At 71.1% G+C, this 25,283-nt stretch carries 19 protein-coding genes; 15 read left to right on the top strand and 4 right to left on the bottom strand.

The features are described from left to right. The first annotated feature begins 42 nt into the window (after nt 1–42). The 8 genes from EXE58_RS20315 (at nt 43) to EXE58_RS19505 (ending at nt 12,509) form a co-directional block, all read left to right on the top strand. A complete protein-coding gene (locus EXE58_RS20315; protein ID WP_135267701.1) occupies nt 43–5,322 on the top strand; it encodes an Ig-like domain repeat protein in 5,280 nt (1,759 codons plus the stop codon). A 50-nt stretch (nt 5,323–5,372) separates the two neighbouring features. Further along, nucleotides 5,373–5,924, top strand: a complete 552-nt coding sequence (locus EXE58_RS09750; protein WP_135267700.1) for a DnaJ family domain-containing protein — start codon at nt 5,373–5,375, stop codon at nt 5,922–5,924. A gap of 66 nt (nt 5,925–5,990) precedes the next feature. Next, nucleotides 5,991–7,574 carry a helix-turn-helix transcriptional regulator gene (locus EXE58_RS09745; RefSeq protein WP_167288779.1) on the top strand — a complete coding sequence of 528 codons (1,584 nt, stop codon included), beginning with the start codon at nt 5,991–5,993 and terminating at the stop codon, nt 7,572–7,574. Nucleotides 7,575–7,681: 107 nt separating this feature from the next. Then, complete coding sequence (locus tag EXE58_RS09740; protein ID WP_208543962.1) at nt 7,682–8,785, top strand: class I SAM-dependent methyltransferase; 1,104 nt, start codon at nt 7,682–7,684, stop codon at nt 8,783–8,785. A 111-nt stretch (nt 8,786–8,896) separates the two neighbouring features. Further along, a complete protein-coding gene (locus EXE58_RS09735) occupies nt 8,897–10,129 on the top strand; it encodes an IS30 family transposase (RefSeq protein WP_135267697.1) in 1,233 nt (410 codons plus the stop codon). A 133-nt stretch (nt 10,130–10,262) separates the two neighbouring features. Then, nucleotides 10,263–11,354 (top strand): HpcH/HpaI aldolase/citrate lyase family protein, encoded by a 1,092-nt coding sequence (locus EXE58_RS09730; protein ID WP_135267696.1) that lies wholly within the window; start codon nt 10,263–10,265, stop codon nt 11,352–11,354. Between the two features lies 1 nt (nt 11,355). Further along, on the top strand, nt 11,356–12,222 hold the full coding sequence (locus EXE58_RS09725) for an HpcH/HpaI aldolase/citrate lyase family protein (protein ID WP_135267695.1): 867 nt from the start codon (nt 11,356–11,358) through the stop codon (nt 12,220–12,222). Between the two features lie 143 nt (nt 12,223–12,365). Beyond that, the gene (locus tag EXE58_RS19505; RefSeq protein WP_167288777.1) at nt 12,366–12,509 is read left to right on the top strand and encodes a hypothetical protein; all 144 of its coding nucleotides are present in this window, start codon (nt 12,366–12,368) and stop codon (nt 12,507–12,509) included. A 130-nt stretch (nt 12,510–12,639) separates the two neighbouring features. Here EXE58_RS19505 and hutU read toward each other — a convergent pair whose 3' ends face one another. Further along, nucleotides 12,640–14,304, bottom strand: a complete 1,665-nt coding sequence (gene hutU / locus EXE58_RS09720) for a urocanate hydratase (protein ID WP_135267694.1) — start codon at nt 14,302–14,304, stop codon at nt 12,640–12,642. A gap of 110 nt (nt 14,305–14,414) precedes the next feature. Here hutU and EXE58_RS09715 point away from each other — a divergent pair, with 110 nt between their 5' ends. Genes EXE58_RS09715 through EXE58_RS09705 form a run of 3 tightly spaced genes read left to right on the top strand, consistent with a single transcriptional unit; the run spans nt 14,415 to nt 17,222 of the window. Continuing rightward, nucleotides 14,415–15,269 carry a hypothetical protein gene (locus tag EXE58_RS09715; protein WP_135267693.1) on the top strand — a complete coding sequence of 285 codons (855 nt, stop codon included), beginning with the start codon at nt 14,415–14,417 and terminating at the stop codon, nt 15,267–15,269. A gap of 4 nt (nt 15,270–15,273) precedes the next feature. Continuing rightward, entirely contained in the window at nt 15,274–16,560 is a 1,287-nt protein-coding gene (locus tag EXE58_RS09710; protein ID WP_135267692.1) for a methyltransferase, read from the top strand. Further along, nucleotides 16,557–17,222: a TetR/AcrR family transcriptional regulator gene (locus EXE58_RS09705; RefSeq protein WP_135267691.1), complete on the top strand. Its 666-nt coding sequence runs from the start codon at nt 16,557–16,559 to the stop codon at nt 17,220–17,222. The genes EXE58_RS09710 and EXE58_RS09705 overlap by 4 nt, the downstream gene beginning before the upstream one ends. Here EXE58_RS09705 and hutH read toward each other — a convergent pair. Beyond that, on the bottom strand, nt 17,199–18,773 hold the full coding sequence (hutH, locus tag EXE58_RS09700) for a histidine ammonia-lyase (protein WP_135267690.1): 1,575 nt from the start codon (nt 18,771–18,773) through the stop codon (nt 17,199–17,201). The two genes, EXE58_RS09705 and hutH, sit on opposite strands and share 24 nt — an antisense overlap. A 154-nt stretch (nt 18,774–18,927) precedes the next feature. Here hutH and EXE58_RS19500 point away from each other — a divergent pair, with 154 nt between their 5' ends. Continuing rightward, the gene (locus tag EXE58_RS19500; protein WP_167288775.1) at nt 18,928–19,416 is read left to right on the top strand and encodes a hypothetical protein; all 489 of its coding nucleotides are present in this window, start codon (nt 18,928–18,930) and stop codon (nt 19,414–19,416) included. A 57-nt stretch (nt 19,417–19,473) separates the two neighbouring features. Beyond that, nucleotides 19,474–20,238 carry an IclR family transcriptional regulator gene (locus EXE58_RS09690; protein WP_135267688.1) on the top strand — a complete coding sequence of 255 codons (765 nt, stop codon included), beginning with the start codon at nt 19,474–19,476 and terminating at the stop codon, nt 20,236–20,238. On the opposite strand, the gene EXE58_RS09685 is transcribed toward EXE58_RS09690, so the two are convergent. Continuing rightward, nucleotides 20,198–20,746 carry a class F sortase gene (locus EXE58_RS09685; protein ID WP_167288773.1) on the bottom strand — a complete coding sequence of 183 codons (549 nt, stop codon included), beginning with the start codon at nt 20,744–20,746 and terminating at the stop codon, nt 20,198–20,200. The two genes, EXE58_RS09690 and EXE58_RS09685, sit on opposite strands and share 41 nt — an antisense overlap. Before the next feature lie 81 nt (nt 20,747–20,827). On the opposite strand from EXE58_RS09685, the gene EXE58_RS20310 reads away from it, so the two are divergent. After that, entirely contained in the window at nt 20,828–20,950 is a 123-nt protein-coding gene (locus tag EXE58_RS20310) for a hypothetical protein (protein ID WP_279638269.1), read from the top strand. A gap of 221 nt (nt 20,951–21,171) precedes the next feature. Next, a complete protein-coding gene (locus EXE58_RS09680; protein ID WP_135267686.1) occupies nt 21,172–24,528 on the top strand; it encodes a (Fe-S)-binding protein in 3,357 nt (1,118 codons plus the stop codon). 56 nt (nt 24,529–24,584) lie between these two features. On the opposite strand, the gene EXE58_RS09675 is transcribed toward EXE58_RS09680, so the two are convergent. Then, entirely contained in the window at nt 24,585–25,235 is a 651-nt protein-coding gene (locus EXE58_RS09675) for a TetR/AcrR family transcriptional regulator (protein WP_167288771.1), read from the bottom strand. Nucleotides 25,236–25,283: the final 48 nt, after the last annotated feature.

The raw sequence follows: 25,283 nt of genomic DNA, 5'->3' as shown, positions 1-25,283 counted from the left end.
CCTAGCGTCGCGCGTGAACATCCATGTCTCAGGGGGAAATCCATGCCCACGTCCGTGCCCGCTCGCCAGCTCCGTCGCCTGGTCCACGCGGGAGTCGCCACCGCGGTCGTCGCCGTGGCGTTCCAGGCCGCTCCCGCCCACGCGGTGCCGGCGGCCCCGGAGATCACGGGCCCGGTCGGTGGCACCGGACAGTCGGTCGAGCTGACGTGGCGCCCGGTCGACGGTGCAGTGGAGTACGACGTCAAGGTCGACAACGACTCCTCCTTCGCCACTCCGGAGTGGACGGTCAAGACGCCCAACACGGTGTCCATCCCCACCAGGCTGCTGGCTCGGGGGACGCAGTACCTGCAGGTCAGCGCCAGGGACGCCGCCGGCGCATGGGGGCCGGTGGCGACCAGCAGCTTCGCGGTCGAGACGACGGCCGGGCCGGTGCTGGAGTCCCCCGCGGACGGAATCACGCTGCAGCAGCCCGCGGACCCACCGCTGCTGACGTGGGCCCCGGTTCCCGGCGCTGCCTCCTACACCGTCGAGGTGGACACCGAGCCGGGGTTCGTAGACGCCCGGAGCTACTCCACCGAGGCCACCGCCCTCGTGGTCCCCGACAACCAGGCTCCGCACCAGACCTATCACTGGCGGGTGCGCGCCAGCCTCGCGGACGGCTACGCCTCTGACTACTCCACGCCGCGCTCCTACACGGTCGGAGCGATCGGGCTGCCCGCGATCAACGGCCCGTCGAACGACGCGGAGGTCACCGACGTCGTGCTGGACTGGGACCCCGTCCCCGGAGCCAAGCACTACGAGCTCCAGGTCGATGACGACTTCGCGTTCAGCAGCCCCGAGTCGACCTCGTCGGTCCCCGACAAGATCCTCGGCACCAACTTCTCGCCCAGCACGACCTTCGGCAACGACCAGTACTTCTGGCGGGTGCGGGCACGCGACCTCGACGGCAACCCCACCGACTGGGTCCGTGTCTCGCCGGAGGTCCACTACTCCTTCAACCGGGTCTGGCGCGACGTCCCCACCCCCGTGCACCCCTTCGACCCGGAGGGTGACCTGGTCCCGGTGGGTGACGACCTCTACTTCGAGTGGACTCCCGTCAGCCACGCCTCCCAGTACGAGCTGTGGGTGAGCACGGACCCCAACTTCACGGTCGTGTCGAAGTGCGTCGTCGCCGGCACGACGTACACGCCGGGTGAGATCTTTCCCGTGGACCAGTGCATGCCCAGGTCGGAGGGCATCGTCCACTACTGGAAGGTGCGTCCGATCGATGCACCGTACGCCGCGACCGGGCTGACGGGGCTCTTCTCCCCGACCCAGCAGTTCGTCTACCGCGACCCCGAGGCGATCGTGGTCAACACCCCCGTCCCTAACACCGACGTGGAGGTGCCCATCCTCGACTGGGAGCCGGTCCCCGGCACCGAGGTGTACGAGGTCACCCTCTTCCGCGGCAACGGCATGCAGGTCCTGCAGAAGACGACCCACTCGACGTCGTTCTCGCCCATCGGCGTGTCCATCATCAACACGCTCGACAACCCCTACCGCTACACCCTGAGGGCCCTCGACGCAGCGGGTCGTGTCAGCGAGACCGTCACCATCCCCTTCACGATCTCCCCGCCGACGGACACCAGCACCCCGCTGGTGCCGTTCCCCGAGGGCGCTCCGACGTACGACGCGCCCAGCCTGCGGTGGGGCGCGGTGCTCGGCGCCGACCACTACCGGCTCGAGGTCGGGGACGTTGCCACCGGCGGCTGGTTCGCGACCGGGACCGCCCCGATCGTGACCGACAAGCTGGCGTTCCCGGCGGCGACCGACCTCTCGACCCTGCTGTTGCGCCCCGGCACCTACCGGTGGCGGGCCACCGCCTACGACAAGTTCGGCTACCAGATCGCCGGCCCTGGCCCCATCGGCCAGTTCACCGTCCTGCCCCTGGAGCCCCTCACCGGCCACCGCCTCGCGCTCACCGGCTCCAGCCTCGACGCCGGTGCCGCATGCACCGCGACGCTGGCCGACAACGGGGCCCTGTGCGACAACGTGCCGTCCACGCCCGTGCTCGACTGGGACCCGGTGGTCTACGCCTCGGAGTACCGCGTGCACGTCTCCCGCGACGGCGACTTCACCACCGGCGCCCTGGACTCAACCCCGCCGCGCACCCCGAACACGCGCTGGGCGCCGACCTGGACCTACCCGTTCAAGGCACTGCAGGACAGCCAGGCGCAGACGCCGTACCACTGGGTCATCCAGCCCTGCAAGGCCGCGACCGTGTGCGGCCCGGACCCGACCTCGACGCAGGACACCGCCCAGCACGCCTTCCGCAAGAGCTCCCCCGAGCTGGAGCTGCTGGCTCCGGCGGCCGGCACGGTGATCGACTCGACCGAGGTCGCCTTCTCCTGGAAGGACTACTTCGAGACCAACCGGGCGACGACCTACGAGACCGGCGAGACGAGCTACCAGTCCGCGCGGAGCTACCAGGTGCAGGTGGACAACGAGTCGACCTTCGCCTCCCCGCTGGACGACGTCACGGTCGACCAGACGACCTACACGTCCGCGGGCACGCTGTACCCCGAAGGCCCGCTGTGGTGGCGCGTCCAGCCCATCGACGGCAACGGCAATGCCCTCGGGTGGACCGAACCACGACGCCTCGACAAGAAGACCCCGGCGGTCGCGCTGACGTCACCTCTGGCGAGCCCGACCGGGGACGTGCCCGTCGTCACGGGCGCCGTGCCGTTCAGGTGGGCCGCGCAGCCCTTCGCCAGCGACTACCGCATCCAGGTCGCCGCCAACGGCGACCGGAACTTCTCCACCAACAACCTCAAGGTCAACGCCCTGACGAAGCGGACTGCCTTCGCCACCGGCTCGACGGTCAACTTCATGACCATCGCGACCCTGCAGGCCTCGGACAAGCCCTACGTCTGGCGCGTCCAGCGCGTCGACCCGGCGGGCAACGCCGGTCCGTGGTCCGAGATCGGCGAGTTCAAGGTCGCTCTCATGAACCCCGTGCCCCTCGCTCCGGCGGCGGGCGCGGAGGTGGGCTCACGAGGTCTGGTGCTCCGCTGGGCGCCCGTGGCGGAGGCTGCCAAGTACAAGGTCGACCTGCGGCCGCTGGGTCAGACGTACCCGACCCCGGCCACCACGCCCACCACGCCCGCGACCGGCTGGGCGCCCACGATCCCCATGGTCGTGGGCACCACCTACCAGTGGCGGGTCACCTCCGTGGACGTGGACGGCCGCTCGACCGACCCGACGACCTGGCAGACGTTCACCGTGGGCGGCGTGCCCGAAGCGACCACTCCGGTGGCCATCGACGGCAGCGGGGTCTTCGAGACCGAGCTGACGGCGGTGCCGCCGATCTGGGGCGTGCCCGCGACGACCACCTACCAGTGGCGCCGCAACTCCACGGACATCGCGGGAGCGACCGGATCCACCTACACCGTGCGGGCCCAGGACGTCGGGGCCTCCATCACCGTCGTGGCCACCGGTGTCTCTGACGAGTTCGGCACCGGCACCTCGACCAGCGCCGCCCTCGTGGGCAAGCCCGCTCCCGGCCCCGTCGCGACGACCGATCCGGTGATCACCGGCAGCGGCGCCGTCGGGACGGTGCTGGAGTCGACCATGCCCACCTGGGACCGCGCCGGCACCGAGTCCTCGCGCCAGTGGATGCGCAACGGCTCGCCCATCACCGGCGCCACCGGCCAGACGTACGACGTCGTGGCCGCCGACGTGGGCGCCGCCCTCACCCTGCAGGTCACCGGCACCCTGCCCGGCCACTCGCCCACGGAGGTGCTCAGCAACCAGATCACCGGCACGCAGGGATCCGCCCCTGCCCTGGTGACGCAGCCCACGATCTCCGGGACACCGAAGGTCGGCACGACCCTCACGAGCACCGCGCCGACGTGGGACCTCGACGGTGTCACGCACACGATCCAGTGGCTTCGTGACGGGACCCCGATCGCGAGCCAGAGCACCAGCTCGTACGCAGTCCGCGCAGAGGACGTCGGCCAGGCGATCACCGTGCGCTACACCGCCAGCGTCCCCGGCCGGAACCCGGGCGTCGCGGTCAGCGACCCGGTGACGGGCGTCCAGGGCGACGCTCCGACCGCGACCTCGCTGCCGGTGGTGAGCGGCTCCGGCAAGGTCGGCACGTCCCTCACCGCCACGGCGCCGACCTGGAGCCTCACCGGCGTCACGTCCACGGTCGAGTGGCTGCGCGGCGGTGAGGTGATCGCTGGCGCGACCACGGCGACGTACGTCGTCCAGCCGACCGACGTCGACGAGCCCCTCTCGGTGAGGTACACCGGCCGGGTCCCTGGCCGGGCCGACGGGACCGCGACCAGCAACCCGGTCGTCGGGCTGATCGGTGAAGCACCCTCCACGCCACGACCCGCTGCTCCCTCGGGCACCCGCAAGGTGGGGACCGTCCTCACCAGCGCCTCGCCCGTGTGGACCCCCGCCGAGGTGGAGCAGACCATCCAGTGGCTGCGCAACGGTGAGGAGATCGCCGGTGAGACCGGGACCACGTACGTCGTGCGCCCCGGGGACGTCGGAGCGCCGATCTCGGTCCGCTACACCGCGACGGCACCGGGCAGGGCGACCGGCACAGCGACCAGCAACGCGGTCGTCGCGCTCGAGGGCGACGCCCCCGTCGCCGACCCGCTGCCCGCGCCGACCGGCTCGGGCGTGGTCGGCACCCTGCTGACCGCACCGCCGGCGTCCTGGACTCCCACGGACGTGGAGCAGTCACGCCAGTGGCTGCTCGACGGAACGCCGGTGGCAGGCGAGACGGGTGAGACCTACCAGGTGCGGGCGGGCGACGCAGGTCGCCGCCTGTCCGTCCGCGTGAGCGCCAGCAGGGTCGGCTACCGCACGGGTGTCGTCACCTCGGCAGGGGTCCTCGCCACCGCGGCCCCGGTCGTGACGCCGACTCCCACGCCGACGCCGACACCGACGCCGAGCCCCACCCCGACACCGACACCCACCCCGACGCCGGTGCCGACCCAGCCGCCCGCGCCTCCTGTGGGACCCGTGGCACCCGCGGCCTCGACGACGACCCTCAAGGCTCCGAAGTCGACCTCGGTCGGCAAGCGCGCCCGGGTCACCGTCACGGTCAAGGCAACGGGCCTCGTCTCCCCCACCGGGGTCGTCAAGGTCTTCGCAGGCAAGAAGCTGGTCGCCAAGATCAAGCTCGCAGCCAGCGCGAAGGGTGTGGCGAAGGCGCGTCTCCCCAAGCTGAAGAAGGGCCGCTACAAGCTCCGCGCGGTCTACTCCGGCACGACCGGGATCGTCGCGTCCACGTCGAAGAGGGTGGTCCTGAAGGTCACCGGCTGAGTGGGGTCTGGTCCGGCGCCGTCGTAGGCTGGGGCTGCGGAGGTGAGCACATGACCGACGAGCAACGACAGGCGCCAGACCGTGAGCCTGCCCGCGACACGCGCACCGGAGGCTCAGCCGCGGCGGCACGGATCCAGCACCAGACGCAGTGGGTCGAGCAGCAGCTGCGCGTGGCCTTCGAGCGCGGCGACTTCGACGACCTGCCGGGCTACGGCAAGCCCCTGGAGGGGCTGGGGGCCGAGCACGATCCCGACTGGTGGGTCAAGAAGCTCATCGAGCGCGAGCAGGTCACCGGCGTGCTGCCCCCGGCGCTGGCCCTGCGCAAGGAGGACGCCGAGCTCGACAGCACCCTCGACCGGCTGAACGTCGAGGCCGAGGTCCGTCGGGAGCTCGAGGAGTTCAACCGTCGGGTGGTGGAGGTACGACGCCAGCTCCAGGGCGGACCGCCGGTGATCACGCCCACCCGCGACGTGGACGCCGAGGTCGCTGCGTGGCGGGAGCGTCGTACGGCGCGGGTAGAGGCCCAGCGCGCCGCGCTCGCCCGGCAGCAGGCCGACCAGCCCTCCCGCCGCCGGCGCGGCCTGTTCCGTCGCCGGGACTGATCCCCCCGATCGTTGCCAATGGGCCGCCCGGGGGAGAACACTCGGGAGATGGCGTTCGATGCGAACGTGAGCACACGCGCTCCCGTCGCCGGGCCCGACTGGGGCGCAGTTGTGGCGCGTCTCGGCCCCCGCGAGGGCGAGCTCACCCTTGCCGAGCTCGACGAGCTCGGTCGCGCCCACTGGTGGCTGCGCCATGCCGACGAGAGCACCCGGCTCGACCAGGTGCAGCACGAGAGGCTGCTGGCCGACGGGCGGGTCGTCGAGGCGGCCGAGCGTGCGCTTCGTGTCGGGCTCCAGTGGGCGATCCGTGGCGACCTCACCGTCGCCTCGACCTGGCTCGCCAGGGCGCGGCGGCTGCTGCGCGACCAGCCGCCCTCGGTCGTGCACAGCTACGCGGACTACGTGCTGGCGACGGCCGACCTCGACCTGGACACCGACCCGAGCGAGGCCCTGGAGGTTGCGTCGCGGCTCCGGGACATGGCCGACGCGTACGACGATCGCACCCTCGACTGCTTCGCCCTCGGGCTGACCGGCATGGCGACCGTGCGCAGCGGAGACCTCACCGGCTTCGAGGTGCTGGACGAGGCCCTGCTGCCCATCGTCGACGGCCAAGTCGACCCGTTGTGGGCCGGCGACCTGTTCTGCTCGGTGATCCACCTGTGCGAGGGACTGGGCGACCTGGCCCGCATGCGCGCCTGGACGGACACCCTCGCCGCATGGGCATCGCCCCTGTCAGACACGTTCCTCTACGCCGGGGTGACCCGCGTGCACCAGCTCCAGCTGCTGCGTGCCGAGGGGCGCTGGGACGAGGTGGTGGCAGAGATGGGCGAGCAGAGCGACCAGCTCGCGCCGGCCCACAGTTGGCTGGCCGGCGCCGGCTTCCACGAGCTCGGGGAGGTGCACCGGTTGCGGGGCGACCGCGATGCGGCGCAGGCGGCGTACGACCGGGCGCGCGAGCTCGGCATCGAGCCGGAGCCGGGTCAGGCGCTCCTCCACCACGCAGCCGGGCGGACAGATGAGGCTCTGGCCGGGCTCCGGGTCGCGATGGCCGCCGAGGGGCCGTTGTCTCGCTCCCGCGTCATCGGACCTGCCGTGCGACTCGCCCTCGACGCAGGCGAGCGCCAGTGGGCGGCGTCCCTGGTCGACGAGCTGGAGGCAACGGCCCGCCGGTTCGGCACCCCGGGCCTGGTGGCTGCGGCGTCGCACGCGCGGGCGGTGCTGCTCAGCGACGCCGGCAGGTACGACGACGCCGTGCCGCTGCTGGAGGATGCCGCGCGGATCTACCGCGAGCAGCGGTACCGGCATGCGAGCGCCCAGGTCCACGAGGCCCTCGCGGTGGCGTGCCGAGGTCGCGGCGACGTCGTACGCGCCGACGCGGAAGAGGCCACCGCCCGTGCGATCTACGACCGGCTCGGCGCCCGTGCCGACCTGGCTCGCCTGTCGGTCCTGGCCGCTCCCGGCGGGCTCACGGCACGAGAGGTGCAGGTGCTGGCCCAGGTGGCTGCCGGCCTGACCAACAAGCAGGTGGCCGAGGCGCTCGTGATCAGCGACAAGACCGTCAGCCGCCATCTCGCCAGCATCTTCACGAAGATAGGCGTCTCCTCCCGGACCGCCGCTGCCGCCTGGGCGCGAGAACACGGCGTGGCCTGATACCGGCCGGTGTAGTGGGGCAGACGCCCCACGACGTGGCCGAAGATGGGGCGTCTGCCCGACGCGTCCGTCCCTGTCGCGCTCCTAGCGTCGATGTGTTCGCACACATGACCCTGGAGGACCACATGACCACGCTCGAGCACTCCCCTGCCCACCACGACGCCGTCGCGTCGGAGGAGGTCGCCGACCGCATCATCGGCATCATGAACGACGGCGCGATCTGCGTCCTGATCGGCATCGGCCACGACCTCGGACTCTTCGACACCCTCGCCGAGCTGCCGCCGGCCACCAGCGAGCAGATCGCCGACGCGGCTGGCCTCGATGAGCGCTACACCCGCGAGTGGCTGGGCGGCATCGTCACCGCGGGCCTGGTGGAGTACGACGCCCTCGACCGCACCTACGCCCTGCTTCCCGACCACGCCCCGTTCCTCAGCGGACCGGGACCCGACAACCTCAGCCGGGTGATCCGCTACGTCAACATGATGGGCGAGGTCTCCGCGAAGGTGGCCGAGAAGTTCCGCACGGGTGGCGGGCTCTCCTACGAGGAGTACCCCGGCTTCCACGACATCCAGGCGGCTGAGAGCAGGGCGACGCATGACGCCTCCCTCCTCGACATGGTCGTGCCCGTGACGGGCATGACCGAGCGGCTGCGCTCGGGCATCACGGTGGCCGACATCGGCTGCGGACAGGGCCACGCGGTCAACCTGCTTGCCCGTGCCTTCCCGGCGAGCCGGTTCGTCGGGTTCGACCTCAGCCCCGAGCCGATCGCCGCTGCCCGGGCCGAGGCCGCGGAGTGGGGCCTGACGAACGCCACCTTCCACCAGTGCGACGTGGCGACCCTGCCGCCGGAGAGCGTCGGGGCCTACGACCTGGTCACCGCCTTCGACGCGATCCACGACCAGAAGGACCCGGCGCGCGTCCTCGCCAACGCGCGGGCAGCGCTGCGTCCCGACGGCGCGTTCCTGATGGTCGACTTCAATGCCCACAGCTGCGTGGAGGACAACCTCGGCCTTCCCTGGGCGAGCTTCATCTACGCGATCTCGACCACCCACTGCATGTCGGTCTCGCTGGGCCAGGGCGGCGCCGGGCTCGGCACCGCCTGGGGCGTCGAGACCGCCGAGGAGATGCTGCGCGCGGCCGGCTTCTCCGACGTCGTACGCCACGAGCTCGAGGCCGACCCGTTCAACGCCTACTTCATGGCCCGCCCCTGAGCGCCCGCGGGGGCGATCACCGGCTACCCGGTGACTCTTCGCCTTATCGACCGTTGCAACGGGGCGGAGTCCATCGGTCTAAGCAACACCTGACTCTCCAGGAGTGTTGCGATGCCGAAGTGGATCTCGTTTGAGACTCAGGAGGAGTTCTTCGAGCTTCTCTGTGCGGGTGCTCCGATCGCCCATGCAGCGGCTTGGTCGGGCGTGTCGATCGAGACCGCGACGAAGTGGTGGCGTGAGCGTGGCGTCATGGGACTTCAGATGGCAGTGGGTGCCCGGGGCGGACTTCCCGGGTCCGCGCCGTTGCGGCGGCCTGGTGATGACCGGGAGGTACGTCGACGGCGGCCGTTGACGAGTGAGGACCGGGCGGTGATCGCCGCGCTGGTTCATCAAGGGGTTTCGCTGCGCGAGATCGGTAGGTTGCTGGGACGTGACGTGTCGGTGATCAGCCGGGAGGTCGCGCGCAACAGTGGTCCGGACGGGAGCTATCACGGGCCGGTGGCACACCGCGCGGCCCACGAACGCCGGCGCCGACCCAAGGCGTTCAAGCTGCACGATCCGAGGCTGTGCGGGTCGATCGAGACCTGGATGGATGACGGCTGGTCACCGGGCCTGATCGCGGCCGTGCTGCGCAAGCAGCACCCACACGACACGGCAGCGGCGAAGATGGCTCGTGTGTCGCACGAGACGATCTACCGCGCGTTGTACGTCCAGACCCGCGGCAGCCTGCGCCAGGACCTGGCCGCCCAGCTGTCGACCAAGCGTCGGTCCCGCAAGCCCCACGGGTCGGTGGACGGGCGCGGGAGGAGCCTGTATCGCGAGGCGTTCACCATCAGCCAGCGTCCCGCCGAGGTAGCCGACCGGGCGGTGCCTGGCCACTGGGAGGGCGACCTGATCCTCGGCGTCGGGAACCGGTCTGCGGTGGGGACCCTGGTGGAGCGCTCGACCCGGTTCGTGATCCTGCTGCACCTGCCCGGACGCCACGACGCCGAGTCCGTGGCCGAGGCGATGATCCGCGAGATGAGCAGGCTGCCCGAGCACCTGCGCCGATCGCTGACCTGGGACCGGGGCAGCGAGCTGGCCAACTACCGCGACGTCGAGGCCGCGCTCGAGATGCCGGTCTACTTCTGCGACCCCCACTCGCCCTGGCAGCGCGGGTCGAACGAGAACACCAACCGGCTTCTGCGGTTCTGGCTCGAGAAGGGCACCGACCTCTCGACCCATACCGCCGAGGACCTGGCCCGCATCGCCGCCACCCTCAACAAGCGCCCGCGCCCTACCCTCGACCTACGGACACCAGCCCAAGCGCTGGCCGCGCTGCTCGCCGACCCGGCAGCAGCATGACCGTTGCTTCCACCGATTGACACCGCCCGGGCAGGAACCGTGGCAATCACCGGGTAGCCGGTGATCGCGACAGGCGTCCCACCGAGACGACCGTCATACCGACCGCCCGGCGGGCGCGGGTAAGTTCCGGGCCATGTCACGAACTGCCAAGGACTTCTTCGCCCCGCTCGCCGTCGGTGCCCCCACTCCGCTGCGCGAGATCCCCGCGCGCCCGAGCCGGGCCATCCACTTCTTCGACCCCGGCAACGAGAAGATGGCCGCCAAGGTGCCCGACATGGTCGGCACCGTCGACGTCCTCCTCGGCAACCTCGAGGACGCCGTCAAGGCGGAGAACAAGGAGAAGTCGCGCGAGGGGCTGGTGAGGATCGGGCAGAGCACCGACTTCGGGCCCACGCAGTTCTGGACCCGCATCAACTCCCTCGACTCACCGTGGGTGCTGGACGACCTCACCACCCTGGTGCCGGCTATCGGCGACAAGCTCGACGTCATCATGGTGCCGAAGGTGCAGGGCGCCGAGGACATCCACTACGTCGACCGCCTCCTCGCCCAGCTCGAGGCCAAGGCCGGCATCAAGAAGCCGATCCTCATCCACGCCATCCTCGAGACCGCCCGCGGCGTCGCCAACATCGAGGAGATCTGCGCCGCCTCCCCGCGCATGCAGGGCCTCTCCCTGGGCCCGGCCGACCTGGCGGCCGACCGTCGCATGAAGACCACCCGCGTCGGCGGCGGCCACCCCGGCTACCTCGTGCGGGCCGACGCCCCCAAGGACGCCGAGGGCAACTACCAGTACGACGCCGAGCGTGCGGGCTACCAGCAGGACCTGTGGCACTACACGATCGCGCGCATGGTCGACGCGTGCGCGATGCACGGCATCTACGCCTACTACGGCCCGTTCGGCGACATCAAGGACACGGTCGCGTGCGAGGCCCAGTTCCGCAACGCGTTCCTGCTCGGCTGCGTCGGCGCGTGGAGCCTGCACCCGGTGCAGATCAAGATCGCCAACAAGGTCTTCTCCCCCAGCGTCGAGGACGTCGCGCACGCCCGTCGGGTGATCGCCGCGATGGGCGACGGCACCGGCGCGGTGATGATCGACGGCAAGATGGAGGACGACGCCTCGGTCAAGCAGTGCCAGGTGATGGTCAACCTGGCCGAGGAGCTCGCGGCGATCGACCCGGAGCTCAAGGAGCAGTACGACGCCATCCCCGACCAGGGCCAGGAGGCCTGAGATGAGTGAGTTCACCCCCCTGCGCTCCGTCCTCTACATGCCCAGCTCCAACGAGCGGGCGCTGGAGAAGGCGAAGTCCATCGCGTGCGACGGCCTCATCCTCGACCTCGAGGACGCGGTCGCCCCCGACGCCAAGCCGGCTGCGCGCGAGGCGGCCGCTGCTGCCGCGGCCAGCGGCGACTACGGCCGGCGCACGGTCACGATCCGTGTCAACGGCATCGGCACCGAGTGGCACGACGCCGACATCGTCGCCGCCGCCGAGGCTGGGCCCGCGGCGATCGTGGTGCCCAAGGTCAACAGCGCCGCCGAGGTGCAGCAGCTCGTCGCCGCCATGGAGAAGGCCGGCGCCCCCGACCACACCAGGTTGTGGGCGATGGTCGAGACCCCGATCGCCATCCTCTCTGCGCTGGAGATCGCGCAGGCGTCCGATCGCCTCGGAGCCTTCGTCCTCGGCACCAACGACCTCGTCAAGGAGCTGTACGCCGAGCACGTCCCGGGTCGCGCCCCCCTCCTGCCGAGCCTCCACACGGCGTTGCTCGCCGGTCGCGCTGCGGGTATCGCGGTGATCGACGGCGTCTACAACAACGTCAAGGACTCCGAGGGCTTCCTCGCCGAGTGCGAGCAGGGCCGTCAGATGGGGTTCGACGGCAAGACGCTGATCCACCCCGGCCAGGTCGAGGGCGCCAACGCTGCCTTCGCCCCGAGCGAGGCGGCCGTCGAGGACGCACAGGGTCTGATCCAGGCGTTCGAGGACGGCAAGGGCTCCGGCGTGGTCACCTACAACGGCAAGATGGTCGAGAACCTCCACGTCGAGTCGGCTCGCCGCACGCTCCAGATCCACGAGGCGATCAGCGCACTTCGCGGGTGATCCCCTGCGTCGGGAGCGAGTCCCCGCGCTCCGCAGAAGAACTTCTCCGAAATTTGTGCAGAAACCGCGTATGAACCCCCTCGGGCGGGGAACTGCATGGGGTGACGCCTCACCGAAGAGGCCAGAAATTAGGAGGCAACCTCATGGTCGTCCTTGGACTGATCCTGCTCATCGTCGGACTCGTGGCTGACATCGGAATTCTCACCACGATCGGCGCGATCCTGCTGATCGTCGGCCTGATCCTGAACTTCGTTCCGATCGGCGGTTCGAGCCGCAGGGTCTGGTAGCCCCACCCTCGACCCTCGACTGCGCCCAGCGCTGGGAGTCCCCCCACTGACAGCGCGGGCCTTCGAGTCGCTGTACCCGCCCCGACACGCTCGGGGCGGGTACACGCACATTTGGGGCAGGTCCGGCCCCTCAGTCCTCGAGCATCGGGATGCGCACCCCGCGCGTCTCGGCCACCTCGACCGCGGTGTCGTACCCCGCGTCGACGTGGCGGATGACGCCCATGCCGGGGTCGTTGGTGAGGACGCGCTCGATCTTCTGCGCGGCGAGGTCGGTGCCGTCGGCGACGCAGACCTGGCCGGCGTGGATCGACCGGCCCATCCCGACGCCGCCCCCGTGGTGGATGGAGACCCAGGACGCCCCCGAGGCGGTGTTGACCAGCGCATTGAGCAGTGCCCAGTCGGCGATCGCGTCGGAGCCGTCCAGCATCGCCTCGGTCTCGCGGTACGGCGATGCGACCGAGCCGCAGTCGAGGTGGTCTCGGCCGATGACGACGGGCGCTTTGAGCTCTCCGCTGGCCACCATCTCGTTGAACTTGAGCCCGGCGAGGTGACGCTCGCCGTAGCCCAGCCAGCAGATGCGCGCGGGAAGGCCCTGGAACGACACCCTCTCCCCCGCCATGGTGATCCACTTGCGCAGGCGTTCGTTGTCGGGGAAGAGCTCGAGGATGGCCCGGTCGGTGGCGGCGATGTCGGCCGGATCGCCGGAGAGCGCGGCCCAGCGGAAGGGTCCCTTGCCCTCGCAGAAGAGCGGGCGGATGTAGGCCGGCACGAAGCCCGGGAACTCGAAGGCCCGGTCGTAGCCACCCTTGCGCGCCTCGTCCCGGATCGAGTTGCCGTAGTCGAAGACCTCGGCACCGGCGTCCTGGAACTCGACCATGGCACGCACGTGCGAGGCCATGGCCGCCCGCGCCTCCTTGGTGAAGCCTTCCGGGTCGGCCTCGCGCCGCTGCTTCCACTCCTCGAACGGGACGCCGACCGGGAGGTAGAAGAGCGGGTCGTGCGCCGAGGTCTGGTCGGTCACGATGTCCACGGGCGCCTTCTGCTCCAGCAGCGCCGGCACCATCTCGGCGGCGTTGCCGAGCACGCCGATGGAGAGCGGCTTCCGCGCGTCGCGCGCCTCGACGGCCAGGGCGACGGCGTGCTCGAGGGAGTCGGCCTGGATGTCGAGGTAGCGGTGCTCGATACGGCGGTCGATGCGCGACTGGTCGCACTCGATGCAGATCACGACACCGTCGTTCATCGTCACGGCCAGAGGCTGGGCGCCGCCCATGCCGCCGAGCCCGGCCGTGAGGGTGATGGTGCCGGCCAGCGTGCCCCCGAACCTCTTGTCGGCCACGGCCGCGAACGTCTCGAACGTGCCCTGCAGGATGCCCTGGGTCCCGATGTAGATCCACGAGCCGGCCGTCATCTGGCCGTACATCGTCAACCCGAGATCCTCGAGCCGGCGGAACTCCTCCCAGTTGGCCCAGTCACCCACGAGGTTGGAGTTGGCGATCAGCACGCGCGGGGCCCACTCGTGGGTGCGCATCACACCGACGGGCTTGCCCGACTGCACGAGCATCGTCTCGTCGTCACCGAGCGTGCGCAGTGTGCGGACCAGGGCGTCGTACGCCTCCCAGCTGCGGGCGGCCTTGCCGGTGCCGCCGTAGACGACCAGGTCCTCGGGACGCTCGGCGTTGGCTGGGTCGAGGTTGTTCATCAGCATCCGTAGCGGCGCCTCGGTCTGCCAGCTCTTCGCGGTCAGCTCGGTGCCGGTGGCGGCGTGGATGGGCAGTCGCGGGTTGGTCTCGCTCATGGGTCCATCGAACGCCTGGAGGCACGAGGACGGCTAGACCCCGGGCACGCGTGTTGTCTCGGATTTCAGACTGCTTGATTGAGCAAACGTTTTGAGCATATGCTCAAGTCGTGAGCATCGCCCCGTTCCGGTCCCGCCTCGCGCTCATGCTCGTGGCCGTCGTGCCGGTGGCCATCGCCGCAACGGTCCTCGCCGCGGCCATCGGCCGTCTCGACACGGCCCTCTTCTTCGTCGGCGTCCCCTGTCTCCTCGCCCTGGCGGTGGGTCTGCTGCCGGGCGAGTCCTCGGCCGCTGAGCTGTTCCAGGCCGTGACGGTGTCCCTGCTGCTTGTCGCCGCGTTCCTGCACGAGGGCGCCCTGTGCGTGCTCCTGGTCAGTCCGCTCGTCTACGGCCTGGCCTTCGCCTGCTACGGCGTCATGAAGCTGGCCGAACGGCACTCACAACGTTTCGGCATCGGCGTCCTGCTCGTCCTCGCCGCCCTGGAGGGGACGACGCCCGGGCTGCGGATCAGCCCCCAGCACGAGGTGACGGCCGAGCGCATCGTGGCCGTCGACTGCGCCGACTTCGAGGCGGCGCTGGCCCGCGGCCCTCAGATCGACCAGGATGCCGACCGCGGCTGGCTCCTCCAGCTTGCTCAGTACCCCACCCCCACCGTTGCCACGGGGACCGGCCTGGACCTGGGCGACACCTGGGAGCTCAGCATGCCGGCCGGCTCGATCAGCACCGAGATCGCCCAGAGCGGCCCGGGCCGCCTCGTCTTCGACGTCACGGCAGACGACGCGCGCACCACCCGGTGGGTCACCCTTCACCGCGGCGCGCTGACCTGGCAGCAGACCGATGCTGGATGTGGTGCAGAGATCTCCCTCACCTACGTGCGCGACCTCGACCCTGCCTTCTGGTTCGGCCCCCTGAGCGAGATCTTCATGAGCGCCGGCGCTGACGCCTTCCTCGCCGGACTGGACTGATCCGATGGACGACGCAGCTCTCGCCCGCAACCTCGTCCTGGCCTGGCCGCTGGCGCTCGTGGTCGTGGCGACCGCCGTGCGCCAGGCACGCACCGGTGACGTGCTCACCCGAGCGCCGGCCGCCTTCCTCGCCGCGCTCTGGGTGTGGGTCACCGTCCACGTGGTCGAGGTCACGACCTCGTGGTGGACGTTCGCCCCCTCGTCCACGTCCCTGCTGGGTGTCCCCGCCGAGGTGTCCCTGGGCTGGGCGCTGCTGTGGGGGGCGCTACCCGTCCTCGCGGGCGGTCCGCTGTGGGCCTGGGTCGCAGGGCTGGCCTGGGTCGACCTGCTGACCATGCGGCTGGCCGACGACCTCGTCGCGCTCGCTCCTGGCTGGGTGGCCGGCGAGGCGATCCTGCTGGGGGCAGGCCTCGTGCCAGCGCTCATCCTGGGCAAGGCAACCCGCGAGCGCACCTGGCTGCCCGTGCGGGCGGGACTGCAGGTGGTCTTGTTCCCGGCCGTCTTCGGCTGGCTGGTGCCGACTGTGGCGCTGGCCCGAGATGGGCTGACCTGGATGTCCGTGGTCGACCATCCCTACCCGATGCGCGCGCTGCTGCTGACCGCGGCTGTGGGCCTCGGCGTTCCCGGTCTCGCCGCGGTCGCTGAGCTCGCCCGCGCCGGCGGCACGCCCTTCCCGTGGGACCCGCCCGCGCACCTGGTCACCAGCGGCCCCTACGCCTACGTCTCCAACCCGATGCAGATCTCGATCGCTGGCCTGATGACGCTGCTGACCGCCGCCACCGGATCGCTAGTCCTGGCCGGCCTGACGGCCTTCTCGGTGGCCTTCTCGGTGGTGCTCGCCGAACGTCACGAGCGAGCCACGCTCAGCGCCCGCTGGCCGGCGCACGACGACTACCGCCGTCATGTCCGCTCGTGGGTGCCACGCTGGAGGCCGTGGGTGGCAGCGCCGGCGACCCTCTGGGTCAGCGAGGCCTGTGCCCTGTGCTCGGCCACGGGTGTGGTCCTCGACTCCCTGGCACCCACCGGCCTGGAGCGGCGGCCGGCCGAGGCCGCCCCCGTGGCCCTGGTCCGCATGCGCTGGCAGGCCGGCGACCCACCCGACAGCGACCACAGCGACGGCATCGCCGCCTTCGCCCGCGCCCTGGAGCACACCACCCTCCCGTGGGCCTGGCTGGGCTGGTGCATGCGCCTCCCGGTGGTACGGCCGTGGCTGCAGGTGGTGGCCGACGCGTGTGGGCTCGGGCCTCGTCCGCTGGTCCGAACCGGTGCCGACGATCGGATGAGGCCATGAGCAGCGAGGCGACACGGGTCGCCCTGATGGACGCGGCCGTGAGACTGACCGCCAGGACCGGCACCAAGGGGCTGACCGCGCGCGGCATCGCGACAGAGGCTGGGGTCAACCAGGCGCTCGTCTACTACCACTTCCAGGGCGTGGACGGCCTGCTCCACGAGGCCTACCGGCGGGCGACGCTGGCACTGATCGCCGACTTCACCGCCGACCTCGAGGCCGTCACCACCTTCGAGGAGCTCTACGGCGTAGGCGCCCGGCTCGCAGCCCGATCCACCGACGACGGCAGCGCCGCCCTGCTCAGCCACGTCATCGCCGCTGCTCACAGCGACGATCAGATGGCCGTGATGCTGGGTGAGTGCATGGGCCACTGGCGGGCCGCCATCTCCGCGAGCGTGCACCGGGTCCTCGCCTCACGCGGCCTCGACACCGCGATGGACGTCGAGGCCCTCACCGATTCCCTCGCGGCGGCCACCGTCGGGCTGGTGACGATGGGCGCGGTCCCCGGCCAGCCGCTCGGGGACCCGCTCAAGGCAGTCGGTGGCCTGCCGCCGCTGCTCGACCGGACGCTGCGGCTCGTCCCTCCGGCACTAGCGCGAAGGATCTTCCGATCCCGCGAGCGACCTTCGTCGGGGACTTCGTCAGGCCAACGCGCCGACCACTGACTCGGCTGCGGCGAGCACCGCGCCGGAGGCGACGAGCGAGACGGCTGCCTCGATCTCGGGGGACAGGTGGCGGTCGGGGCCGGGGCCCTCGATGCCGGAGTCGCGGAGCAGGCGTACGACGGCGCCGGTCGCGGGCGACGGTGTCAGCGGCGCCCGCATGTCGAGGGCGCGGGCGGCGGTGAGGACCTCGACGGCCACCACGCGGGTCAGGCCGTCCACCGAGCGCCGCAGCTTGCGAGCAGCCGACCAGCCCATCGAGACGTGGTCCTCCTGCATCGCGCTTGAGGGGATCGAGTCGACCGACGCGGGCACGGCGAGGCGCTTGAGCTCGGAGACGATCGCGGCCTGGGTGTACTGCGCGATCATGTGGCCGCTGTCGACGCCGGGGTCGTCCGCCAGGAACGGCGTGAGCCCGTGGCTGCGGTTCTTGTCGAGGAACCGGTCCGTGCGCCGCTCGCTGATCGACGCGACGTCGGCGGCCACGATGGCGAGGAAGTCGAGCACGTAGCCGACTGGCGCACCGTGGAAGTTGCCGTTGGACTCGACCCGCCCCTCCTCGGCGAGCACGACCGGGTTGTCGACGGCGCTGGCGAGCTCGCGGGCCGCGACCTGCGCGGCGTGCTCGACCGTGTCGCGCGCAGCGCCGTGGACCTGCGGGGAGCAGCGCAGCGAGTAGGCGTCCTGGACCCGGTTGCAGTCGGGACCGCGGTGGGAGGCGACGACGCCGGAGTCCGCGAGGATGCTCGTCAGGTTGGCCGCCGAGGCGGCCTGGCCGGGATGTGGCCGGATCGCCTGCAGCTCCGGGGCGAAGACGCGGTCGGTGCCGAGCTGGCCCTCGACGCTCATCGCGGCGGCGATGTCGGCGGTGCGCAGCAACATGCGCAGGTCGGAGATGGCGAGGACCAGCATGGCGAGCATGCCGTCGGTGCCGTTGATGAGGGCCAGCCCCTCCTTGGCGGCGAGCTCGACCGGCTCGAGTCCGACCGCGGCGAGGGCCTCGGCGGCCGGCATGAGCGTGCCGGCTGCGTCACGCACCTCGCCCTCGCCCATCAGCGCCAGGGCACAGTGGGCCAGCGGCGCCAGGTCGCCTGAGCAGCCCAGCGAGCCGTGCTCGCGCACCACCGGGGTGATGCCGTGCGTGAGCAGCCCGGCCAGCAGCTGGGCCGTCTCGCGGCGGACCCCGGTGTGACCGGTGGCGAGGGTGGAGAGCCGCAGCAGCATCAACCCGCGCGTCACCTCCCGCTCGACCTCGGGACCGGATCCGGCCGCGTGGGAGCGCACCAGCGACCGCTGGAGCTGGGCGCGCATCGGGGTGGGGATGTGCCGGGTGGCGAGGGCGCCGAAGCCGGTGGAGATGCCGTACGCCGGCGTGGGCGCCGCGGCGAGCTCGTCGACGACGGCGCGCGCCCGGTCGATCGCAGCCAGCGCCTCGTCGGTGAGCGTGACTGGGGCGCCGTGGCGCGCGACGGAGAGGAGCTCCCGGGGGCCGACGGGACCGACACCGACCTGGACTGCCTCGGCCCGGGGGCCGGCGGAGACGTGGAGCTGCATGGCCGCCATCAAACTCTCGGCCCGGTCCGTCCACCAGCCCGGCCGGCGCCCCTACGTCTCGGATACGAGACTCCGGCGGCTGTCGCGTCGGGTTCAGGGGTACTTCCCTGCCTACCGCACATCAAGGCCGCCTGACGGCCGGAAGGAGCAAGCCATGAGCACAATGGAGATCATCGTCCTTGCCGCCGTCGTGGTCCTCGGCCTCATCGTCATCGCCGTGATCGCGCGCTCGGTGCAGAAGAGCCGCCACGAGGACGCCATGGCAGAGGCCGATCAGATGCGTCAACGGGCCGACGAGCGCAGCGTCGACCTCCAGGAGGAGGACGCTCGCGCCCGGGAGGCCGAGGCCAGGGCAGAGCAGGCCCGACTGCAGGCCGAGCGCGCAGAGCGCCAGGCTGCCGAGGCCCGCACCGGTGTGGTGCAGGAGGAGGCCAAGAAGGAGGACCAGCTCCGCGCTGCAGACCGGCTCGACCCGCGCGTCGACCACAAGTCCGACGACTACACGCCGCGCACGGACACCACCACGACCGACACCACCACGACCGGCACCACCACGACTGACACCACCGCGACCGACTCCTCGCGCGACCCCGACACCATCCTTGACGACACCACCTCGGGCGAGGACCACCGCCGCGCCTGAGCCTCGCGTCGACCGCTCCTGCCCGTCCCCGAGCCCGGGGTCGGGCAGGATTCGGGCATGAGCCACGTCCCGGCGGCCACCCGCGCGCTCCGGGTCCTGCGGTACCTGGCGAGCCAGTCCGACCCGGTGCCCCTCGACTCGATCATGCGGGCCTGCGACCTCCCGCGGAGCACGGCCTACCACCTGGTCAACGCCATGATCGACGAGGGCTTCGTCGTCCACCTGCCGGATGACCGCCGCTACGGCCTGGGGGTGGCCGCCTTCGAGGTGGGGAGCGGCTTCACGCGGCAGGAGCCGCTGCAGCGGCTCGCGCGGCGCCCACTGGCTGCCCTCGTCGACGTGACGGGCCACGGCGCCCATCTCGCCGTGCTCCACGGTCGCGACGTGCTCTATGTCGTCGAGGAGCGCGCACCAGGACGCCCGCCGCTGGTCACGGACGTGGGGGTGCGCTTGCCTGCCCACCTGACCGCGAGTGGACGCGCCATCCTCTCGGCCCTTCCGGCCAGCCAGGTGCGGGCGCTCTACCCCGACCGGGATGCCTTCGTGACACGCCACGGCAGCGAGGTGCACACCCTGGCCGCCCTGCGGGTGATCCTGTCCGAGACCCGGCAGCGTGGGCACGCGGTCGAGGCGGGAGAGGTGACCCCCGGCCTCAGCAGCGTGGCGGCGCCGGTTCTCGACCACAACCAGTTCCCCGTCGCGGGAGTGGCGGTCACGTTCCCCGACGACGAGCCGGACCCGGGATCCATCGCCAGGGCCGTGGTGAGCACGGCCGGGCTGCTCACCCGCCGGCTGGGAGGCGACGGACCTTCTTCGCGGTGACGATGATGCGGGTGCGGTAGATCCCGGTGGTGTTGTTGCGGTCACCGCAGGTGATCAGCACCAGCCTGGCCCTGCCCCGGTCGGAGAACAGCGCACGCACCGCCGCGGGGCTGAGCCCGGAGACCCGCCTGACCCTGGTGACCTTGAACGCGGCGATCCCGACCGAGATCCGGTTTCCGGGGCGAAGCTGCCCGAGCCGGTCGAAGACACCGGGCCCCTTGGACCAGGTGTGGCCGGCGAGCACGGCACTGCCGGGCTGGCCGGGGCGCACGCCGTGGCGCCAGCTGTAGACGTCGCGGACGCTCCCGCCCACCGCCAGGCGCCCGTTGCGGACCCCCACGCGACGGATCCCGGCGTCCACCCCGATGGCGGGGATGTGCAGCCGGGCGGCCTTCCGTGCCGTCACCGGCGCTTCAGCGGAGGCGGAGTACGACGGCGAGGTCACCAGCACCCCCAGCCCGGCGACCATCGTCACCAGAGCGGTCAGCACCACGGCCAGTCGTCGCACGCGCGACCTCCCCATCCCCACACGCAGCCCCCCACGGGCCGACCTCCCACAGGCTACGTCGGGGGGTCGCGTGAGTCAGGGGTGGACTGGACCAGTCGTGCGGTCTCCTACGCTGCCGACATGGCCCCGCTCACCTGGCTCGACTCCGAGGCCGTCAGCCGCCTGCTGCCGGACACCGACACGCTGCTCGACCTGACGTTATGAAGGAGCCGTGACCGGCCCAATGGTGATGGGCGCCACAAAGACGAGCCATGGTGTGGCGACGGTCACTACGCCCCGGTAGGGGCAGGGACGAAAGCTACCTGCCGGTAGGATTCTCGCCACTCGCACGTCGCTCAACACCAGAGCAGGCAGAGCCTAGGCTCTGTCCAGCCGTCCACCACTGCGACGAGCTGTTCTGCCCCGGCCCCGAGGAGCACTCCCCCATGCAGATGTTCGCCATCGTGATCTCGCTGGCCTTCACGGTCGTCGCCGTGGCCCTCACGGCACGCGCAGTGAGCCAGATGCTGGGGGTGATGCGACAGGGGCAGCCTGCCGTCGGGCGCAGCGACAACCCCGGAGCGCGCACCGTCACGATGCTGAAGGAGACGTTCCTCCACACGCGCATGCTGCAGTGGACCTGGATCGGCATCATGCACTGGTTCGTCTACATGGCGTTCCTGTTCCTCAGCACGGCCGTGCTGGCGGCCTACTTCCAGCTCTTCAAGCCCGACTTCGCCTACCCCGTCGTCGGGCACTGGATCCCGTTCGAGTGGTTCAACGAGCTCATCGGCGCGCTCAGCACCATCGGCATCGTCTTCCTGATCATCTACCGCCAGAAGCACCACCCGCGCAGTGAAGGTCGCAAGAGCCGATTCTTCGGGTCGACCTTCTGGCAGGCCTACTTCGTCGAGGCGCTGGCCCTGCTCGAGGGAGCCGCCATCCTCTTCGTGCGTGCCGCGGAGTGGCGGCTCGACACCGAGTCGGGACGCATCCACTACCCGTTCTCGTCGTGGCTCGGCGACGCGATCTACCCCGTCGACAAGTCCTCGCTCGAGAACCTCATCTACGCCATCGCGGCGTTCAAGATCGTGCTCGCGATGGTGTGGCTGATCGTCATCGCCCGCAACATCACCATGGGCATCGCCTGGCACCGCTTCACCGCGTGGTTCAACATCTGGTTCAAGCGTGAGGCCGACGGCACGACCGCGCTGGGCGCGATGAAGCCGCTCACCTCCGACGGCAAGCCGATCACGCTCGACGACATCGACGACCTCGACGAGGACTCCGCCCTCGGCGCCGGCAGGATCGAGGACTTCTCCTGGAAGGGCATCCTCGACTTCACCACCTGCACCGAGTGCGGTCGCTGCCAGTCGCAGTGCCCGGCGTGGAACACCGAGAAGCCGCTCTCGCCCAAGCTGCTGGTGATGGGGCTGCGCGAGCACGCCTACGCCAAGGCGGCCGGCGACCCCGCCCACACCGACCGGGTGCTCGTCGGCAGCGGCGAGAAGGGTGCCGACCACGGCGCCGGCACCGACGTCCTCGACTACTTCTACAACCCCGCCGACGGCGACTTCGTCATCGACGAGGACGTCCTCTGGAGCTGCACCTCGTGCGGCGCCTGCGTCCAGCAGTGCCCCGTCGACATCGAGCACGTCGACCACATCATGGACATGCGGCGCCACCAGCTGCTGGTGGAGTCCAACTTCCCCGCCGAGCTCAACGGGCTGTTCAAGGGCCTGGAGAACAAGGGCAACCCGTGGAACATGTCGCCGAACGCCCGCATGGACTGGGCCAAGGGGCTCGACTTCGAGGTCCCGGTCGTCGGCGACGACCTCGAGTCGCTGGAGTCGGTGGACTGGCTCTTCTGGGTCGGCTGCGCCGGCGCCTACGAGGACCGCGCGAAGAAGACCACCCGCGCGGTCGCCGAGCTGCTCAACATCGCGGGCATCTCCTTCGGCGTGCTCGGCAACGGCGAGACCTGCACCGGAGACCCTGCGCGTCGAGCCGGCAACGAATTCGTGTTCCAGGGCCTCGCGCAGCAGAACGTCGAGACCTTCAAGGAGTTCAAGGTCAAGAAGGTCGTCTCGACCTGCGCCCACTGCTTCAACACCCTCAAGAACGAGTACAAGGACTTCGGCATCGAGCTCGAGGTCGTGCACCACACCCAGCTGCTTAACCGACTGGTGCGTGAAGGCAAGCTGACCCCGGTCAAGGAGGGCGCTGGCGCCGCGAAGCGGTCCATCACCTACCACGACCCCTGCTTCCTCGGTCGTCACAACCAGGTCTACGAGCCGCCGCGCGAGCTGCTACAGGTCCTCCCCGGCGCCGAGGTCGTCGAGATGGAGCGCAACTCCGAGAAGTCCTTCTGCTGCGGCGCCGGTGGTGCCCGAATGTGGATGGAGGAGACGCTCGGCGAGCGGATCAACATCAACCGCACCAAGGAGGCCGTCGGCACAGGCGCCGACCAGATCGCCGTCGGCTGCCCCTTCTGCCGCGTGATGCTCTCCGACGGCCTCACCGCCCAGCAGGCCAAGGGCGAGGCCCGCGAGGAGGTCGAGGTCCTCGACGTCGCCCAGATGCTGCTCGCCTCGGTGAAGGGCGAGCAGGCCACCAAGGCCGCGCCCGGCTCCGCCAAGAAGGCCGCGGCCGCCGGCGCCAGCGCCGGGGCGGCTGTCTCCACCGGGGACGTCGCGACCAAGGACGAGCCCGAGGTGGGCGACGCCACCCAGACCGAGGACACCGTCACCGAGACTGCAGACGTCGGGCCGAACGCCAAGGCCTCCGGCGGATCCTCCCTGTTCGACACGCCGGCCGCCGAGCCGGCCAAGCCCGCGAAGACCGAGCCCGCGTCCGGCGGGTCGCTCTTCGACACGCCCGCCCCCGAGCCCGCCAAGCCGGCGAAGACGGAGCCCGCGTCCGGCGGGTCGCTGTTCGACACGCCCGCCCCCGAGTCCGCCGAGCCGGTCAAGGCCGAGGAGCCTGCGAAGCCCGCGGCCACGTCGGGAGGATCCCTCTTCGACCTGGAGGCGCCGGCGACCGAGCCCACGCCGAAGACCGAGGAGCAGGCACCCGAGGCGGAAGCCGAGGTGCAGGCAGAGCCTGCGAGCGAGGCCCCGAAGCCTGCAGCCGACGCGCCGACGACCCCGGCGGCCGACCTGGGCTCGGGCGGTTCGCTGTTCGACCTGGAGGCCCCGGCACCCGAGGCGAAGTCCCAGCCGGAGCCCGAGGCGAAGACCGAGCCGGAGCCCGAGGCGAAGACCGAGCCGGAGCCCGAGGCGAAGTCCGAGCCGGCGCCGGCCGCCGAGGCCTCGAGCAGCCCGGAGTCGAGTGCGGCCCCCGCGCCGTCCGCCGGGATCCCCGAGGGTGGCTCGCTCTTCGACATCCCCGCCGCGGAGCCCGCCAAGCCGGCCCCGGCAGCCACGTCGGAGTCGGAGCCTGCACCCGAGGCCGAGCCGACCCCGGAGCCCGAGCCCGAGCCCGAGCCCCAGGGGGAGGTCGAGCCCGAGGCGGAGCCAGAGCCGCAGGCTCCCGCCGCGCCGCCCAGCGGCGCGGAGCTCAGCCAGGCCGCGACCGCAGCCGGGCGCAGCGAGGACGAGGCAGCACCTGAGCCTGCCGAGGCCCCGGCTGCCGACGAGTCCGCGGTCGAGCAGCCTGCCGCTGAGTCGTCCGAGCAGACCCAGACCGAGGAGTCGGCGACCGAGCCGACGCCTGAGTCCGAGTCCAAGCCCGCCAGCGGCGCGACCCACACGCCGAAGACCGATGCCGACATCAACGGATCAGGTTCGCTCTTCGACCTCTGACGGACGCCGACGCTTGACTGCCGCCAGCCCGATGGGCGCCGGCCCGGCCAGGCGTGTCAGTCGTCGTCGGTGCTGTCGCCCACGCCGTGCAGCAGCCGGTGGACCTCGCCGGCCCCCAGCGGTCTGCTCGGGAGGGGACCGTGCGCGGGGTTCGCCCGGAGCCCGTCGAGCAGCAGCTGGAGATGGCGGTGCGCCCTGAGCTCACGGCCCGGCTCGGGGACCCGGGCGATCCCCCAGAACATCTGCGCGCTCGTCACCAGGTCAGATCCCCGGACGTCCGGCCGCAGGACGCCGGCAGCGATCGCTCGCTCCACCAGGGCCCGGATCGGCTCGACCCACGCGTCGCCGGGGGTGTAGGACGGATCGTTCACGGCCTGACGTCGCATGATCTCCGGCACTGCCGGGGAGTCCACGACGATCTCGATGCACCCCCGCAGGAAGACCTCCACGGCGAGCCAGGGGTCCTCAGTCGCGGTCGCCCGGGTCACGACGTGATCGATGCGCTCGACGAGTCGGTCGTAGAGAGCCCGGACCAACGCTTCGTGGGAGGGGAAGTGCCGAAAGAGCGTCGCTTCCCCCAGCCCGGCAGCCTTGGCCAGTCCCTGCAGCGGGGCGTCGAGCGAGCGCTTCCCGAAGTAGACCTCGGCGGTCGCCAGCAGCCGTTCGCGGTTGCGAGCGACGTCTCGACGCTGGGCGCGGTCTGGCATGGGGACACCGTACGTCGCCGTCCGCCGACCTCTGCAGGCCGGTCTGAC

Origin of the sequence: Nocardioides seonyuensis, assembly GCF_004683965.1 — a bacterium.
GTDB classification, from domain to species: Bacteria; Actinomycetota; Actinomycetes; order Propionibacteriales; family Nocardioidaceae; genus Nocardioides; species Nocardioides seonyuensis.
This window is presented reverse-complemented; position numbering and strand designations above follow the sequence as displayed.